The 17,030-nt window shown below is 33.9% G+C and carries 14 protein-coding genes and 1 riboswitch; of the genes, 10 read left to right on the top strand and 4 right to left on the bottom strand.

Going from position 1 to position 17,030, the window contains the following annotated elements:
• Positions 1 to 12: 12 nt before the first annotated feature.
• The 5 genes from lqo to CD128_RS03435 all read left to right on the top strand — a co-directional run bounded on the left by lqo (position 13) and on the right by CD128_RS03435 (position 5,162).
• Positions 13 to 1,503: an L-lactate dehydrogenase (quinone) gene (gene lqo / locus CD128_RS03415; protein WP_103328681.1), complete on the top strand. Its 1,491-nt coding sequence runs from the start codon at positions 13 to 15 to the stop codon at positions 1,501 to 1,503.
• 134 nt (positions 1,504 to 1,637) lie between these two features.
• A complete protein-coding gene (locus tag CD128_RS03420) occupies positions 1,638 to 3,077 on the top strand; it encodes a 6-phospho-beta-glucosidase (protein ID WP_103328682.1) in 1,440 nt (479 codons plus the stop codon).
• Between the two features lie 177 nt (positions 3,078 to 3,254).
• The gene (locus CD128_RS03425; protein ID WP_103328683.1) at positions 3,255 to 4,106 is read left to right on the top strand and encodes a class I SAM-dependent methyltransferase; all 852 of its coding nucleotides are present in this window, start codon (positions 3,255 to 3,257) and stop codon (positions 4,104 to 4,106) included.
• 13 nt (positions 4,107 to 4,119) lie between these two features.
• Positions 4,120 to 4,437, top strand: a complete 318-nt coding sequence (locus CD128_RS03430) for a YciI family protein (protein ID WP_103328684.1) — start codon at positions 4,120 to 4,122, stop codon at positions 4,435 to 4,437.
• A 158-nt stretch (positions 4,438 to 4,595) separates the two neighbouring features.
• Entirely contained in the window at positions 4,596 to 5,162 is a 567-nt protein-coding gene (locus CD128_RS03435; RefSeq protein ID WP_103328685.1) for a PadR family transcriptional regulator, read from the top strand.
• Between the two features lie 227 nt (positions 5,163 to 5,389).
• On the opposite strand, the gene CD128_RS03440 is transcribed toward CD128_RS03435, so the two are convergent.
• The gene (locus CD128_RS03440; protein WP_103328686.1) at positions 5,390 to 6,280 is read right to left on the bottom strand and encodes a fructose bisphosphate aldolase; all 891 of its coding nucleotides are present in this window, start codon (positions 6,278 to 6,280) and stop codon (positions 5,390 to 5,392) included.
• 550 nt (positions 6,281 to 6,830) lie between these two features.
• On the opposite strand from CD128_RS03440, the gene CD128_RS03450 reads away from it, so the two are divergent.
• Complete coding sequence (locus CD128_RS03450) at positions 6,831 to 8,177, top strand: putative glycoside hydrolase (RefSeq protein WP_103328687.1); 1,347 nt, start codon at positions 6,831 to 6,833, stop codon at positions 8,175 to 8,177.
• Positions 8,178 to 8,229: 52 nt separating this feature from the next.
• Here the strand turns inward: CD128_RS03450 and CD128_RS03455 are convergent, their stop codons facing one another.
• Complete coding sequence (locus CD128_RS03455) at positions 8,230 to 8,856, bottom strand: LPXTG cell wall anchor domain-containing protein (RefSeq protein ID WP_103328688.1); 627 nt, start codon at positions 8,854 to 8,856, stop codon at positions 8,230 to 8,232.
• A 177-nt stretch (positions 8,857 to 9,033) separates the two neighbouring features.
• Positions 9,034 to 9,459: a hypothetical protein gene (locus CD128_RS03460; RefSeq protein ID WP_103328689.1), complete on the bottom strand. Its 426-nt coding sequence runs from the start codon at positions 9,457 to 9,459 to the stop codon at positions 9,034 to 9,036.
• 144 nt (positions 9,460 to 9,603) lie between these two features.
• A riboswitch (SAM riboswitch) is annotated at positions 9,604 to 9,710 on the top strand.
• Between the two features lie 111 nt (positions 9,711 to 9,821).
• On the opposite strand from CD128_RS03460, the gene CD128_RS03465 reads away from it, so the two are divergent.
• Both CD128_RS03465 and CD128_RS03470 read left to right on the top strand, forming a co-directional pair.
• Entirely contained in the window at positions 9,822 to 10,637 is an 816-nt protein-coding gene (locus tag CD128_RS03465) for a MetQ/NlpA family ABC transporter substrate-binding protein (protein WP_103328690.1), read from the top strand.
• A gap of 334 nt (positions 10,638 to 10,971) precedes the next feature.
• Positions 10,972 to 12,309, top strand: a complete 1,338-nt coding sequence (locus CD128_RS03470; protein ID WP_103328691.1) for an aspartate aminotransferase family protein — start codon at positions 10,972 to 10,974, stop codon at positions 12,307 to 12,309.
• A gap of 105 nt (positions 12,310 to 12,414) precedes the next feature.
• Here CD128_RS03470 and CD128_RS03475 read toward each other — a convergent pair whose 3' ends face one another.
• Positions 12,415 to 13,866 carry an APC family permease gene (locus tag CD128_RS03475; RefSeq protein WP_103328692.1) on the bottom strand — a complete coding sequence of 484 codons (1,452 nt, stop codon included), beginning with the start codon at positions 13,864 to 13,866 and terminating at the stop codon, positions 12,415 to 12,417.
• Between the two features lie 756 nt (positions 13,867 to 14,622).
• Here CD128_RS03475 and alsS point away from each other — a divergent pair.
• Positions 14,623 to 16,287 (top strand): acetolactate synthase AlsS, encoded by a 1,665-nt coding sequence (gene alsS / locus CD128_RS03480; RefSeq protein WP_103328693.1) that lies wholly within the window; start codon positions 14,623 to 14,625, stop codon positions 16,285 to 16,287.
• A 36-nt stretch (positions 16,288 to 16,323) separates the two neighbouring features.
• On the top strand, positions 16,324 to 17,028 hold the full coding sequence (gene budA, locus CD128_RS03485; protein WP_103328694.1) for an acetolactate decarboxylase: 705 nt from the start codon (positions 16,324 to 16,326) through the stop codon (positions 17,026 to 17,028).
• Positions 17,029 to 17,030 lie beyond the last annotated feature (2 nt).

Below are 17,030 nucleotides of genomic sequence, written 5' to 3' on the forward strand. Positions count from 1 at the left end.
AGGTGTACAACCATGACAGAATCAAAAAGTGTGATTTTAATTGGTGCTGGTGTTCTAAGTACTACATTTGGTTCAATGTTAAACGAGCTTGAGCCTAATTGGAACATCAAGCTTTATGAACGTATGGATCGCCCAGGTCTTGAAAGTTCTAACGAACGCCATAATGCGGGTACTGGTCACGCTGCATTATGTGAATTGAACTATACTGTACAACAACCAGATGGATCAATTGATATCGAAAAAGCGAAAGAAATCAACGAAGAATTCGAGATTTCTAAACAATTCTGGGGTCACTTAGTAAAAGCAGGTCATATTGAGAACCCAAGAGAATTTATTAATCCTCTACCTCATATTAGTTTTGTTAGAGGCGTTAATAATAAAAAATTCTTGAAAAAACGTTACGAAGCGATGAAAGAAGCGCCAATGTTCGATAACATTGAATATACTGAAGACATCGAAGTAATGAGAAAATGGATTCCATTAATGATGAAAGGCCGCGTTGATGATGGCAAAATGGCTGCTAGTAAAATCGACGAAGGTACTGACGTTAACTTCGGTGAATTAACTCGTAAAATGGCGAAACACTTAGAAGAAGACGATAATGTCGAAGTTAAATACAGTTATCAAGTGTTAGACTTTGAACGCTTATCTAATGGTAAATGGTCAGTTAAAATTAAAGACCGTAAAACTGGTAACGTATTTGAAGAAGAAACTGATTATGTATTTATCGGTGCTGGCGGTGCCGCAATTCCTTTATTACAAAAAACAGGCATCCCTGAAAGTAAACATTTAGGTGGTTTCCCAATTACAGGACAATTCTTAGCTTGTACTAACCCACAAGTAATTGAACAACATGATACAAAAGTATATGGTAAAGAGCCACCAGGCACACCACCAATGACTGTGCCTCACTTAGATGCACGTTATATTGAAGGTGAAAGAACTTTATTATTCGGACCATTCGCAAATGTAGGTCCTAAATTCCTTAAAAATGGTTCAAACTTAGATTTATTCAAATCTGTTAAACCTTACAATATTACGACTATGTTAGCTGCAGCTGTTAAAAACTTACCATTACTTAAATATTCATTCGACCAAATCATTATGACTAAAGAAGGTTGTATGAACCACTTACGTACGTTCTACCCTGAAGCTCGTGATGAAGATTGGGAATTATACACTGCAGGTAAACGTGTTCAAGTTATTAAAGATACTGAAAAAGAAGGTAAAGGATTTATCCAATTCGGTACAGAAGTGGTTAATTCTGAAGACCATTCTGTAATTGCTTTACTTGGTGAATCACCAGGGGCTTCTACATCAGTATCAGTAGCGTTAGAAGTGCTTGAAAAGAACTTCCCAGAGCAAATTGGCGGATGGAACGCTAAAATTAAAGAAATGATTCCTTCATATGGTGAATCATTAATTACTGACGTTGAGTTAATGAGAAAAATACGTCGTCAAACTTCTAAAGACCTTCAATTAGGTTTTTATGACGAGAAATAATATCATAATAACGAAACTGCTGATAAAGATTAACTTTGTCAGTAGTTTTTTTATATAAGAGTTATTTTAGCAATTGTTATTATAATCCAAGATTATTTGATATATTTAAAGAAAAAAATAGAGGGGTTTTAATAATGTCTAAATTACCGAAAGACTTTTTATGGGGTGGCGCATTAGCAGCAAACCAATTTGAAGGTGGCTATGATCAAGGTGGTAAAGGTTTAAGTGTTATTGACGTGATGACTGCAGGTGCACACGGTAAAGCACGTGAAATTACGCAAGACGTAGAACCTGGTAAATATTATCCTAACCACGTAGGGATTGATTTCTACAATCGTTATAAAGACGATGTAAAATTGTTTAGCGAAATGGGTTTAAAATGTTTAAGAACATCAATTGCTTGGACACGTATTTTCCCAAATGGTGATGAATTTGAACCGAATGAAGAAGGTTTAAAATTCTATGATGACTTATTTGATGAATTATTAAAATATGATATTCAACCTGTTATTACGCTTTCACATTTTGAAATGCCATTACATTTAGCTCGTGAATATGGTGGTTTTAGAAATCGTAAAGTAGCAGACTTCTTTGCTCATTTTGCAGAAACTGTATTTAAACGTTACAGAGATAAAGTGAAATATTGGATGACATTTAATGAAATTAATAACCAAATGGATATTAACAATCCTATCTTTTTATGGACGAATTCAGGTGTGTCACTAACTGAAGATGATAATCGAGAAGAAGTGTTATACCAAGTAGCGCATAATGAATTAATTGCGAGTGCTAAAGCGGTTAAAATTGGGAAAGAAATTAATCCAGAGTTTGAAATTGGTGCTATGATTTCTCACGTGCCAATTTATCCATATAGTTGTAATCCTCAAGATATTATGGAAGCTGAAGTAGCGAGTCGTATGCGTTTCTTCTTCCCAGATGTACAAGCACGTGGTTATTACCCAGGTTATGCTAAGAAGATGTTTGAACGTGAAGGCTTCAATATCGGCTGGCAAGATGGGGACAATGAGATTTTACGCGAAGGTAAGGTAGATTACATTGGTTTCAGTTATTATATGTCTACTGTGGTTAAACATGATAACGAAGCAAGCGTTGAAGATAATATTGTGAATGGTGGCTTACCAAATTCAGTGGACAATCCTTATATCAAGAAGAGTGATTGGGGATGGGCAATTGACCCAGTTGGTTTACGTTATACATTGAATGCATTATATAATCGTTATCAAATTCCTTTATTTATTGTTGAAAATGGATTTGGAGCAGTAGATGAGTTTGATGAGAATGGCAATATCCATGATGACTACCGTATCGAGTATTTACGTGAACATATTGAAGCAGCCATTGATGCCGTAGATAGAGATGGCGTGGAATTAATGGGTTACACACCATGGGGTATTATTGATATTGTGTCATTTACAACTGGTGAAATGAAAAAACGTTATGGTTTCATTCACGTTGATCGTGATAATGAAGGTAATGGCTCATTAGAACGTACGAAGAAAGATTCATTTTACTGGTATCGCAAAGTGATTGAGTCAAACGGAGAAGAATTATAATTTTAGAATTTTATTAGATGTTGTGAAATAAAAACTAAGCTTTTAATTACTTTTAGGAGATGGATGTTCTCTTAAATATGAGTGATTAAAAGCTTTTTTAATAGTAAGCGTATGAGTTTATGAAGGGTGAATGGGAAGGTAAGATAGCAATATATAATCTGGAAAAGGAGTTTCCTTATGCAAAAAGATATATTTAGTAACCAATTTTGGGAAGAAGCTTGGGAAAATGATGAGAACACTCAAGATAAAAGAATGAAGCGTGCAGGTTTAGGTGATCCATCTGCACCTGGATTTGAAAAGTGGGCAAAAAACTTTAATAAAAATTCATTTACTGAAGAAAGCCAGAAACGTACAAAACGTATTATGGATTGGGTCGAAAAACAAACCGGTTCATTTAGCAATTTAAGTATATTAGACGTGGGTGCCGCCTCAGGTGTGTTTAGTGTTCCATTTGCTAAAGAAGGCGCAAAAGTTACAAGCTTAGAGCCATCTCCAATATTACATGACATGTTACAAGAAAATGCTCATCACTATGGTGTAACGCTAGATACCATTAATCAATCGTTTGAAGATGTACGAATTGAAGAATTAAGTTATCATGATTTAGTATTTGCGTCTATGTGTCCGGCAGTTACGACGTGGGAAGCGGTTAATAAGGCAATCGATATTGCACAGAAATATGTATATGTCAGTTTAATTGCTGGGCCTAAGGAAAACTCAATTGTTGATGAGATTATAGCATTTTTAAGAGTAGAAAGTCAGGAAATGACAGCGGATATGTATTATTTACTTCAATTACTGTATTTCAATGACTACACGTATGAGACATTAATCGAGCGTCATACTCAACACAACGATAAAACGCTTGATGATGTTATGCAGCAATTACCGCAATGGTTAAAAGAGGTTGAGATTGAGCTAGATGAACAACAACTTGCGAGTGTGGAACAATATGTACAAGATAAATATGGCGATAATGTACCTGTCGTAACTGGCGGTAAATTTGGTAAAATATTGATTCATATTTAGAGAGAGGGGCATTATGAAACACTATATCGTAAAATTTGAACACACTGATTTAAAAAGATGGAAGAAGTACGTTATTCCACATGTCTTATATTTAAAGAAGTTGATTAAACAAGGGCATCTAATTGTTTCTGGTCCAACTGTTGATGAGCGTAAAGATGTGAAAGAAGCATATTTAATATTTAAAGTTAAAAATCAAGATATGTTAATGACGTTACTTGAGAAAGATCCTTTTTGGTATAAGGGCTTAGTTTCTCGTTATACAATTGAAGAGTGGAAACCACTATTCGGTAATTTAGAGCAACTTGTGAATGAAGAATTTGAAAATATTTAAAACGTATAAGTACTGTTCTGACAAGGTTTGTTGGAGCGGTATTTATTTTTTTAGAAATTTATTCCGATATATCGCCTTACATTTAACGATATATCGTTTATTATACCGATATATCGAAAAGTAATTGAATAATAATTAAAGAAAAGGTGATTAATATGATGTTTAGAAGACATATGCAAGATATGAGACAAGGTATGCAAAGATTTGAACAATTTGATGGAGGTAAAGGACCTAGAGGTTTTGAAGGCTTTGGTGGCCGAGGTGGACGTGATAGATTCTTCAAAAAAGGAAATTTACAATTTGTTATTTTAAAAATGTTAGAAGAAGAATCACGCCATGGTTATCAAATTATTAAAGATTTAGAAGAACGTTTTAAAGGATTTTATTCACCAAGTCCAGGTTCAGTTTATCCTATTTTACGAATGTTAGAAGACAGAGAATTCGTATCAATTTCAAAAGAAGGTAATAAAAAAATCTATACTATTACAGATGAAGGTAAACAATTTTTAGAAGAAAATATTGATCAAGATGAATTTACACAACGCTTAGAAAAATTCAAAAATGTAGATTTTGAACAAATGAAAGCATCTCGTGAACAATTACAAGAAGTCTTCCATGGTTTTATGAAAGCTAGCCAAAGTGCAATGCAAGATGAAAAAAAGAAAAAAGAATTAGATGCATTAATTGAAGAAACTAAAGAAAAATTAGAAAAAATCTATAAATAATTCTTCTGGGGGCATATGGAAGTAGATATTAAAAATGCCGACTGGTCCAATTGAACCAGTCGGCATTTCATTTACTTTCGAGCGAAGTAATGAACTTCGCCGGAATGATAATCGGGCTACAGTGAGCAGGTTTTTTCGGCAGAAATACTCAAAGCTCGACAAAACTTGAAGAACAGTTTTGCTCACTTTTCGGTTCTGCTCAAAACCTAAGCGCTCACTTACGCGCCTTAGTTTTTATTTACTGATGCGTCGTAGATTGAGTCTACTGCTTCGCCTAATGCTTTGTCGAATTCTTCTTGTGATTGGCTAGCGCGTAAGTCACTTGCTAATGCACGTGAGAAGCTTGCGATTAATTCGTCGTTATCTTTTAATAATTTGTTAGCTTCGTCTCTGCTGTAACCGCCTGATAATACAACTACACGTACAACATTTGGATGATCTGCTAATTCTTTGTATAAGTTAGCATTAGTTGGGATAGTTAATTTTAACATTACTAATTGATCATCGTTTAAAGCATCTAAACCTTTTTTAAGTTCATCTTTTAATACTTCTTCAATTTTAGCTTTGTCTTTAGCATTAATGTTTACTTCAGGTTCGATGATTGGTACTAAACCTTTAGCAATGATTCTTTTAGCGATTTCAAATTGTTGTTCAACAACGTCTTTAATACCTTGTTCATTTAATTCTAAGATATTTGAACGCATTTTAGTACCGAAGATGTGACGTTCTACCGCACGGTCTAAAGTTTCATCTAAGTTGTCGATAGGTTTCATTAATTGAACACCGTTTTGTTGTTCAGCTAAACCTTTGTCGACTTTTAAGAAAGGAACAACGCCTTTATCAGCTAAGTAGTCGCCAGTATATTTGCCTTCAACTTCGCGATCCATTGTTTGTTCGAAAAGAATCGCACCTAAAATTTTGTCTGCAGAGAATGAAGGTGAAGTAACAACTCTAGTACGCATATCGTGTACAAGTTGGAACATTTCGTCATCGTTGCTGTATTGATCTTCATTGACACCATATTCTTTTAAAGCTTTAGGAGTACTACCGCCACTTTGGTCTAATGCTGCGATAAATCCTTTTCCTTTAGATACTTTTTCTAATTGTTCTTTATTCATTACTCTTTCCACTCCTTTAATTAACTTTCATATTTATTATGATAAAAATCAATTACATTCTCAAGCTAAATAACTTATATTTATTGAAAATTCTTAATTAACAGTTTATAGTTCAATAAATTGTACTTATTTAAAGAATTGATTTTAAAAAAATAAACTATATGAAGGAGAAATGATGAATTATCGTATTTTAGTTATTGGAAGTCCAGGATCAGGTAAGTCAACTTTATCATTGCGATTACATGAAAAATATCATGTCCCTCTATATCACATTGATGAAATCTAATGGCTGATTGATAATGCTCGTCATATTTATAAAGAATTAAATATCTGAGGACACTATTAATATTGTTTGGATTTAAAAATATACAATCATTAGACAATTTATTTTATAAAATTTTATATGATTGAATATTCTTAATAAAAGTATGCTATTCTAGATAAAAGTTGGGTTCTTTTATTTAGGATATTTTAAACCTTACAAATCGCTTACTATTCTAAATAATGAGAGCCTAATTATACATATAATTAATTTTCGGAGGCTAAGGGAATGAAAAAGAACAAAATATTTGCTGTACTAACAACAAGTGCTTTGTTACTCGCCGCTTGTAGTAATGGAGATAATTCTTCTGATAGTGGACAAAAAGGGGACAACCAAAAGAACGAACAATCATCTAGTAATAGTCAAAGTGACAAGTTGAAAAAGAATAACGAGAAGAACGATAATTCTAACAAAGTCGAATATCCTAAAGATGGCGTTAAAGGTATTTATGTTACTAGTAATTCAACACAAGGTGAAAAATTAGATGAGCTAATTAAATTCATCAAAGATTCTAAGTTGAATACAATGGTTATCGACGTAAAAGATGACGAAGGTAACATTACGATGAAATTAAATACTGGTAATAAAAATGTAGACAAAAATACATTAGATATTGTTGATGGTAAGAAATTGTTGGAAAAATTACATGATAACAATATTTATCCAATTGCACGTATCGTAACGTTTAAAGATACTAAATTGGCAAATGAACATCCTGAATGGTCATTTAAAAATAGTGATGGCTCAGTATGGACAAATGGTAAAGGCGATAGCTTTATTAATCCATTTATGAAAGAAGTTTGGGATTACGATATCACAGTAGCTAAAGCGGCTGCTAAAGCTGGTTTCCAAGACATTCAATTTGACTATGTACGTTTCCCAGAAGGATTTGAAAATGAAGCAGACAGTTTAACATACAACAAAGGGGACTATAAAAATAGTAAATTAAGTTCTGGAGATCAACGTGTTGATACGATTACTAAATTCTTAGAACATGCGAATAAAGAATTAAAACCAATGGGTGTAAATGTTTCTGCTGACGTATTCGGTTACTCTGCATTAGTTAAAGATGCACCAGGTATTGGTCAAAGTTTCCCTAAAATCTCTAAAAATGTAGATGCGATTTCATCAATGATTTATCCATCTCACTGGAGCAATGGCGATTTCGGTTTACAAGCACCTGACACTGAGCCATATAAAACAGTTAACCGTTACATTCAAAAAGAAAATAACTTATTGGATACACTTGGTAAAGATAAACCTATTTCTCGTCCATGGATTCAAGATTTCACAGCTTCATACTTAGGTAGCGGTAATTATATCGATTATGATGCTAAACAAGTTTCAGAACAGGTACAAGCATTGAAAGATAATGGTGTGAATGAATTCTTATTATGGAACGCTGGTAATGAATATACTCAAGGTGCAAACTACAATCCTAAAAAAGGTAATGCGAAAGAGCAAGATCCTGAAGGTGTAGAACAAGAATCAAAAGACAATAACAAAGATTCTGATAGTGAAAATAGCCAAGGTAATGACAACAAAGACAAACAAAGCAATCAAGATAATCAATAATGACATAAGTTACGCCTTTCAACTGATGTGGTTGAAAGGCGTACTTTTTATATTATGAAACTTTTTTGTTTGCTCTATTTATCATTAAGGCGCTTCCTAATAAGAGGAATAAGCTACCGAATAATTGACTAGTAGGTTCATGTTGTCCTTCGCCAGTTTGAGGCAAAGTTTTATATGAGGCATGTTGTTTTGATGTGTGCGCTTTGACTTGTTTGGCAGAAGGAACTTCTGAAGAATCAACATTTCCTACATAGTATGCGTTAAGTTCACGTGCACAATCTACTGATGCAACTTTAGATTTCCCTTTATGTTGAGGTTCTACTTCAGCTGCTTTGGCAATGCCATGTTCAGCGTGTGTTTCGCCATCTTGGAGTCTACTAAATTGGCTATATTTATCGTTTTTATAATCTACTTCGCCAGTTTTGTAAACTCTGTAAATACCATTACCGGCATTCAATTTATTTTGACTAACGATTTCATAGTAATCGCCTTTATCTACTGCTTTTTCGAAGTTTTGTAAATTAGGGTTGCCTCCACTGTTTGACATCGCCATCGTTGCAACTTGTTGGGCATTATCTTGTGTTACAACTTCTGAAGCAGATGCATGAGCTGGATTTGCTACAGTTAGTAATACTGTACTAGTTAAAACAGTTGATGCAATTAAAGAGACCTTCTTCACATTGAAAACCCCATTTCATTTATTATCATTTACAGCTTTAGTGTAGCACTGATATAACAATTGAATAGGGGTTTAAAGTAAACAATATTGAATTTTTAACCTAAGTTAAAGAAACGATAGTTTGTAAATATAAGTTAATGATAGTAAAGATTTTTTTAAGATTTTCATGTAGTTGTTTTAGAATTTCTTTTTTGAAAAGTAAGGAATTGCAAAAGCCATTAAAATCATAAAAATCAAGTGCGCAATCATCCATAAACCATATTCTCCCCAATTAAAGTGGAAAAATGAGCGTTGAGCCATAACAATTAATAGGGGGTATAATACCGCAAAAACAATGAATAATAAAAAGTAACTGATTTTATAGAATGGTTTAGAAACATGATAAATCGCTAAGAAAATAATATAAATGATAAAACCAATAAATACATGGATTAGTAATTCAAGAATTAATGGTGTTTTACTCGGATCTGCAAGAAAATCTATATTAATTAGTAATAATGTTAAATGAGTCGACTGTGCTAACACATCTATAACTGCCATTGTAATAAGCAAAATTATACTGATAAACAAAGCACTGAGTAAGTGGTAGGCGTAGCGTAACATAATGGTCCTTCCTTTTTGGCAATTTAAATTATTATTCCCTATATAATTATCAATTACACATTTATTTGTTAGAATATTCTAAAAATATATTGATTCTGTTTATCTCTAATGCTAATATAATATCAATTCAATAAAACTTGTTAACTCTTATCAAGAGTGGTGGAGGGATGTGCCCTAAGAAGCCCAGCAACCGTCGTGTAACGAAATGGTGCTAATTCACATAAAGTAGACAATACTTTAAGAGATAAGAGAAAGTGTATCGATACTTTCTCTTAAATAATAGAAAGTATTTTTTTATGTCTTCTAACTATTTAAGAGTTGAAGTGTAGTTGAATCATTTTAAAAAAGAGGTGTCGATATACATGAGAAAATGGTTAAGTATGATCAGTATTTTAGTTTTAATTATCGTGTTAGCAGGATGTGGCAAAGATAAAGAGGATGATAAGACAATCACAGTTGCTGCTTCACCTGCACCCCATGGAGATGTGTTGAAGAAAGCTAAAGAACAATTAAAGAAAAAGGGTTATGATCTAGAAGTTAAAGAGGTTAATGATTATAAAGTACCAAATAAATTATTAGATAAAGGCGATGTAGATGCTAACTTCTTCCAACACGTACCGTATCTAAAAGCTGAGAAGAAAAGTCATGGCTATAAAATAGAAGAATTAGGTAAAGTATTTACAACGCCAATGGGTGTCTATAGTAAAAAATATAAACATTTGAAAGATATTCCTGAAGGATCAACCATCTATGTTTCAAATAACCCTGCAGAGGAAGGACGATTTTTATCATTTTTTGTAGATGAAGGTCTGATTAAGTTGAAAAAAGGTGTCAAAATTGAAGATGCTAAGTTTGAAGATATTGCTGAAAATAAAAAGAATTTAAAATTTAATCATCAACAAGGTGCTGAGTTTTTACCTAAAACATATAAAAACGGTGAAGGTGCAGCAGTCATTATGAATTCCAACTATGCCATTGATAATGGTTTAAAACCGTCTAAAGATGCAATTGTAATGGAAGGTAAATCATCACCATTTGCCAACATTATCGCAGTTCAAGAGGGACATAAAAATGATAAAAAGTTCCAAGAATTATTAAAAGTGATGCAATCTAAAGAAATAAAAGATTATATTAAAAAAGAATATGGCGATGATGTTATCCCATACGAAAGTAATTAGAAAGAAGTCGAAACAAAATAAATGTTTCAGTCTCAATTAATTTTTTGATAATAGCCAGCTGAATTAAAAGTACACTTATATTAAGCCCTTTTTCAATATCAGTTATCTTTATCGGAGCAGGACGACGAAATTATTTTTAATTTCTATCCTGCTTCTTTTTTATATTTAATATTAGTTAGTTTTTATTATTTTAAGTATTCAGAATATATTTACAAATCTGATAATTATTAGTAAGATATTGATTACTATCATTAAAAGAAGTTGATTGCAAATGCCAAACTTTTCAAAAATATAAAAGTATATGGGATAGCACGTTATGGGAGGATGAGTAATCATGAGTAAGGCAGAGGAATTAATTAATGAAGACGGACGATATTTTGCAGCATCTGGGAGAATTAAATATTATCCGTTAGCCATTGATCATGGATACGGGGCAACATTAGTCGATGTGGATGGGAAAGAATACATTGATTTACTTTCCAGTGCAAGTTCTCAAAATGTGGGACATGCACCGAAACGTGTCACTGATGCGATTAAAAAACAGGCGGAGAAGTTTATTCATTATACGCCTGCTTACATGTACCATGAACCAGCAGTTAAGTTATCTAAAAAACTATGTGAAATTGCGCCAGGGGATTATGAAAAACGTGTAACGTTTGGATTGAGTGGCTCGGATGCCAATGATGGAATTATTAAATTTGCACGCGCATATACAGGGCGTCCTTATATCATTAGTTTTACAAATGCGTATCATGGGTCAACGTTTGGCTCACTCTCTATGTCGGCGATTAGTTTGAATATGCGTAAACACTATGGCCCATTGCTTAATGGCTTTTACCATATTCCTTTTCCAGATAAATATAGAGGGATGTATGAACAACCAAATGCGAATACAATCGAAGAATATCTCGCTCCGCTTAAAGAAATGTTTGCAAAATATGTGCCGGCTGAAGAAGTGGCGTGTATCGTAGTCGAAACGATTCAAGGCGACGGAGGCTTACTTGAACCGGTAGAAGGTTATTTCAAAGCACTTGAAGCTTTGTGTCACGAACATGGCATTTTACTTGCGGTAGATGACATTCAACAAGGGCTTGGTCGCACAGGTACTTGGAGTTCGGTAGAGCATTTCAACTTTACGCCAGATTTAATTACGTTCGGTAAATCATTGGCTGGCGGTTTACCGATGTCAGCTATCGTGGGACGTAAGGAAATTATCGATAGCCTAGAAGCCCCAGCTCACCTGTTTACAACTGGTGCAAACCCAGTAAGTTGTGAAGCGGCTTTAGCAACCCTGGGGATGATTGAAGAAGACAATCTGTTAACTGCTAGTTCTGAAAAGGGACACCACGTACGTCAGCGCATGGATCAATGGGTAGAGAAATATCATTATGTAGGCAATGTACGAGGTATAGGTTTATCAATTGGTATTGATATTGTGTCAGATAAACAAGCGAAGACCAGAGTATCTAAAGAAGCGCTGAAGATTTGCAATTACTGTTTTGACCATGGCGTCGTCATTATCGCAGTAGCAGGCAATGTACTACGCTTCCAACCGCCATTAGTTATTACGTATGAACAACTTGATCACGCTTTAGATGTTATTGAAGATGCTCTACAAGCATTAGAAAAAGGACAATTAGATAATTATAGTATCGAAGGCCAAGGTTGGTAAAAGAGCTATAGACATTAATAAAGCCTATCTCGAGATTTGAGATAGGCATTTGTATGTGTCTGAAAAAAGCGGTAGGCATTTCGCCTACCGCTTTTCATATAATATTTAGTCTTTAGGTACGATGTAATCTTTTTCCTCATTTTTCTTAGAGTGTTTTACACCATAGAACGTGTAAATAACAATACCTACAAGGAACCAAATTAAAGTATAAAGTTTAGCATCGAAGCTTAAGCCCCAGAATACAAGTAAAACAAGAATAAATGTGATAACTGGTAATACTGGGAAACCTGGCACTTTAAATGCTGGTACTGGTAAGTCTTTACCTTCACGTTTTCTTAGGCTATACATTGCAAGAGATACGAACATGAATGCAACTAATGTACCTGCTGAAATTAATTGTGCTAAGAACGCGAATGGGAACATTGAACCGATTAACACACCGATAATTGTTAAGATTAAAAGTGCTCTATTTGGTAAATGATTATGATTTAATTTTGATAACCAAGAAGGTAATAAGCCGTCACGTCCAAATGAGTAAAGTAAACGTGAACCAGCTAACATCATACCGATTAAGGCAGTAAACATACCAATAACTGAAATCGCTTGTGTGACTGCTGCAATAATACCATGTCCACTTTGACGTAACGCCCAGCCTACAGGTTCAGCGTTACCTGCATATCTAGAATAGTGGAACATACCTACTAATACTAATGCTACTGCTACGAATAATACAATCGCTACTGCTAAAGAACCTAAGATACCACGAGGCATTGTTTTCTCTGGATTAATCGCTTCTGCAGAGTTTGCAGCGATTGAGTCAAATCCGATATATGCTAAGAAGATCATTGATACCCCAGCATAAATACCTTGCCATCCACCGAAGTCACCGTTTTCTGTTACTTTATGTTCAGGAATAAATGGCACATAGTTTGAAGCATGTATAGCTGTTAAGCCCACGATTACGAATAAAACAATTGCAAATACTTTTAAAATAACTAAAACATTCTCCACACGTGCTGCTTCTGTCACACCACGAGATAAGATAATAGCTGTAATAATAATCACGAGTGCAGCGATAATATCAATAACGCCACCGTCAGCACCAAAAGGATTAGACAATGACTTAGGTAAGACAATACCTAATGGTGAAATAAGTCCGCGCAAGTTAGCGGAGAAACCGGAAGCTACAAAGGCGACGGCAATGAAGTACTCGGCTAGAAGTGCCCAACCGGCTACCCATCCAGCAAATTCTCCAAATAATACGTTAATCCATGAATACGCCGAACCGGCAAATGGCATTGTTGACGCCATTTCTGCATATGAAAAAGCTACTAAACCAGCTACGATAGCAGCTAATAAGAATGATAATGATACTGCAGGTCCTGCATGTTCAGCAGCTACAACTCCAGGTAGGGTGAAAATAGCTGTTGATACGATAGTACCTACACCTAATGCAAGAAAATCTCGAACACGTAAAGTACGTTTTAAGTGTCCATCTTTACTTTGATAGATAGTGGGATCTTCTTTTCTGGTAAAATTTTTGAAAACATTGGCCATGATGATGAACCTCCACTGAATATTTTGTTCTCTCTATTTAATAACTTGTTAATTAATTGACATGTATTATCATAGCACAAAAACTTGATATTTTGTCTAAAATTTCAGAAAATTTCAAGTTTTCTTACTTTTTATAAAATGACATAACCTAACAAGTAAATTTTAAATGATAGACTTGATTATATCAGATATAAAAGAAATAAAAACAATAAAAAAGTATAAAATAACACCAAAAAGATAAAAAGTATGATTATTGTCTCTAATAGCACTCTAATAATTATCGATAAGTCAAGTGATTAGACCTTTTAAAGTGAAAAAATACGTATAAATTGTTTAAAGTTAGTTGACCTATTCCAAAATGGAATGGTTTCTATCGAAAATATGTATTTTATTAATACATCAAAGCGTACTATAATATAAAACGTAATGAAGTTACATCATATTCAAATGTTTCTATCCATGTGTTTTACAATCATTCCCCTAAAAGATTGTAAGAAGCAATAGTCACTATGTAGAAGTGAATTGTTTACACAAGAATGACATATAAAATAGAAGACTCCCATCTCACATTTGTATATGCTTATTTAACTGAGATTACAATGCAACATTGAAATAATGAAGTAACTTAAATATAAAGAAGCCGCAATAAACATGTAACTAAGTCTTTCCCTCTTTTTCCCTTAAAAAATAGACATGTGTAATGTGGCTTCTTTTTTATATAAAACTAAAAGATTGTTTGAAAGGATATGAATGTAAATGACTAAAGAAAATTATTCTGCTGCGGATATGGTCATTGATACTTTGAAAAATAATAACGTTGATTATGTATTTGGGATTCCTGGAGCGAAAATTGATTATCTATTTAATGCTTTAGAAGATGATGGTCCAGAACTTATCGTAACACGTCATGAACAAAATGCGGCTATGATGGCTCAAGGTGTAGGACGTATTACAGGTAATCCAGGTGTAGCTTTAGTAACAAGTGGTCCTGGGGTAAGTAATTTAACAACTGGATTATTAACAGCGACTTCAGAAGGGGACCCTGTTTTAGCAATTGGTGGTCAAGTTAAACGTAATGACTTATTACGTCAAACGCACCAAGCGGTAGATAATGTTTCATTATTGAAATCATCTACTAAATACAGTGCAGAAGTTCAAGATCCTGAATCATTATCTGAAGTTATGACTAATGCAATTCGTACTGCTACTTCAGGTAAAAATGGTGCAAGTTTCATCAGTATTCCACAAGACGTTATTTCAGCTCCTGTACAATCAAAAGCTATTGATTTATGCCAACAACCACGTTTAGGCGTTCCATCAGTAGATGATATTAAAGAAGTTATTAACGATATTAAAGAAGCTAAATTCCCTGTATTACTTGCAGGTATGAGAAGTTCAAGTGAGAAAGAAACTGAAGCAATTCGTCAATTAGTTCAAAAAACAAACTTACCAGTTGTAGAAACATTCCAAGGTGCTGGCGTCCTTAACCGCGAATTAGAGAATCACTTCTTTGGTCGTGTTGGTTTATTCCGTAACCAAGTAGGTGACGAATTATTAAGAAAAGCTGATTTAGTAGTAACTATCGGTTATGACCCAATTGAATATGAAGCAAGTAACTGGAATAAAGAATTAGATACAGAAATTATTGTAATTGATGAAGTTCAAGCAGAGATTACTAATTACTTACGTCCTAAAAAAGAATTAGTAGGTAATATTGCTGGTACAATCCAATTATTATCAGAACATATTGATGGCACAATCATTGATCAAAAACATTTAGATGATTTAGAACAATTAAGAGCGGATATTATTGAAGCAACTGGAATTAAATATACACATGAAGATGGTGTGATGCATCCGTTAGAAATCATTGAAACGTTGCAAAACACGTTAACTGACGATACAACTGTTACTGTAGACGTAGGTAGTCATTACATTTGGATGGCTCGTAAATTTAGAAGCTATAACCCTAGACACTTATTATTCAGTAATGGTATGCAAACATTAGGTGTGGCGTTACCATGGGCAATCGCAGCTGCTTTAGTACGACCTAATACACAAGTTGTATCAGTTGCAGGTGACGGTGGTTTCTTATTCTCAGGTCAAGATCTTGAAACAGCTGTCCGTAAAAAATTAAACATCATCCAATTAATCTGGAATGATGGTAAATATAATATGGTAGAATTCCAAGAAGAAATGAAATACAACCGTTCATCTGGTGTTGAATTTGGACCAGTTGACTATGTAAAATATGCTGAATCATTTGGTGCTAAAGGTCTTCGCGTAAGAAGCCAAGAAGAACTTGAAGCTGCACTTAAAGAAGGCTATGAAACTGAAGGTCCAGTATTAATCGATATTCCAGTAAACTACAAAGATAACATTAAGTTATCTACAAACGTATTACCAGATTCTTTAAACTAATTTTAAGCAAACAAATCAACGGGAGTGAATAATAATATGAGTCACGTATTATATCAACACGGTACATTAGGTACATTGATGGCCGGACTATTAGAAGGTACCGCTACAATTAATGAGTTATTAGAACATGGTGATTCAGGACTAGCTACATTAACTGGTTCTAATGGCGAAGTTATCTTCCTTAATGGCGAAGCTTATCATGCTAATGAACACAAAGAATTTAAGAAATTGAATGGTGACGAAATGACACCATATGCTACAATTACGCGTTTCGAAGCGGATCAAGCGTATCAAACAGCTGATAAAGATTCTGAAACAGTGTTAAACGAAGTTAAAGAACATATGTTAAGCGATAATTTGTTCTCAGCTGTAAAAATTAGTGGTACTTTCAAAAAGATGCATGTACGTATGATGCCTAAACAAGAACCACCTTATACACGTTTAATTGATTCTGCACGTCGTCAACCTGAAGAAACACGTGAAGATATTAAAGGAACAATTATTGGTTTCTTCACACCAGAATTATTCCATGGCATTGGTTCAGCTGGTTTCCATATTCATTTTGCAAACGATGACCGCAACTTTGGTGGACATGTCTTAGATTTTGAAGTGGATGATGTTAAAGTAGAAATTCAAAACTTTGAAACATTCGAACAACATTTCCCAGTTGATAATAAGACATTCACAGAAACTGAAATTGATTATGCAGATGTTCATGATGAAATTAGAGAAGCAGAATAAAG

It is taken from the genome of Staphylococcus croceilyticus, assembly GCF_002902575.1.
Classification (GTDB): domain Bacteria; phylum Bacillota; class Bacilli; order Staphylococcales; family Staphylococcaceae; genus Staphylococcus; species Staphylococcus croceilyticus.

What these genes read in the sequence shown, in the direction of transcription:
- budA (WP_103328694.1), top strand. Translation starts at nt 16,324, where the DNA reads ATGAGTCACGTATTATATCAACACGGTACATTAGGTACATTGATGGCC.
- CD128_RS03460 (WP_103328689.1), bottom strand. Translation starts at nt 9,459, where the DNA reads ATGTTACGCTACGCCTACCACTTACTCAGTGCTTTGTTTATCAGTATA.
- CD128_RS03465 (WP_103328690.1), top strand. Translation starts at nt 9,822, where the DNA reads ATGAGAAAATGGTTAAGTATGATCAGTATTTTAGTTTTAATTATCGTG.
- CD128_RS03475 (WP_103328692.1), bottom strand. Translation starts at nt 13,866, where the DNA reads ATGGCCAATGTTTTCAAAAATTTTACCAGAAAAGAAGATCCCACTATC.
- CD128_RS03470 (WP_103328691.1), top strand. Translation starts at nt 10,972, where the DNA reads ATGAGTAAGGCAGAGGAATTAATTAATGAAGACGGACGATATTTTGCA.
- CD128_RS03450 (WP_103328687.1), top strand. Translation starts at nt 6,831, where the DNA reads ATGAAAAAGAACAAAATATTTGCTGTACTAACAACAAGTGCTTTGTTA.
- CD128_RS03435 (WP_103328685.1), top strand. Translation starts at nt 4,596, where the DNA reads ATGTTTAGAAGACATATGCAAGATATGAGACAAGGTATGCAAAGATTT.
- CD128_RS03425 (WP_103328683.1), top strand. Translation starts at nt 3,255, where the DNA reads ATGCAAAAAGATATATTTAGTAACCAATTTTGGGAAGAAGCTTGGGAA.
- CD128_RS03420 (WP_103328682.1), top strand. Translation starts at nt 1,638, where the DNA reads ATGTCTAAATTACCGAAAGACTTTTTATGGGGTGGCGCATTAGCAGCA.
- CD128_RS03430 (WP_103328684.1), top strand. Translation starts at nt 4,120, where the DNA reads ATGAAACACTATATCGTAAAATTTGAACACACTGATTTAAAAAGATGG.
- alsS (WP_103328693.1), top strand. Translation starts at nt 14,623, where the DNA reads ATGACTAAAGAAAATTATTCTGCTGCGGATATGGTCATTGATACTTTG.
- lqo (WP_103328681.1), top strand. Translation starts at nt 13, where the DNA reads ATGACAGAATCAAAAAGTGTGATTTTAATTGGTGCTGGTGTTCTAAGT.
- CD128_RS03440 (WP_103328686.1), bottom strand. Translation starts at nt 6,280, where the DNA reads ATGAATAAAGAACAATTAGAAAAAGTATCTAAAGGAAAAGGATTTATC.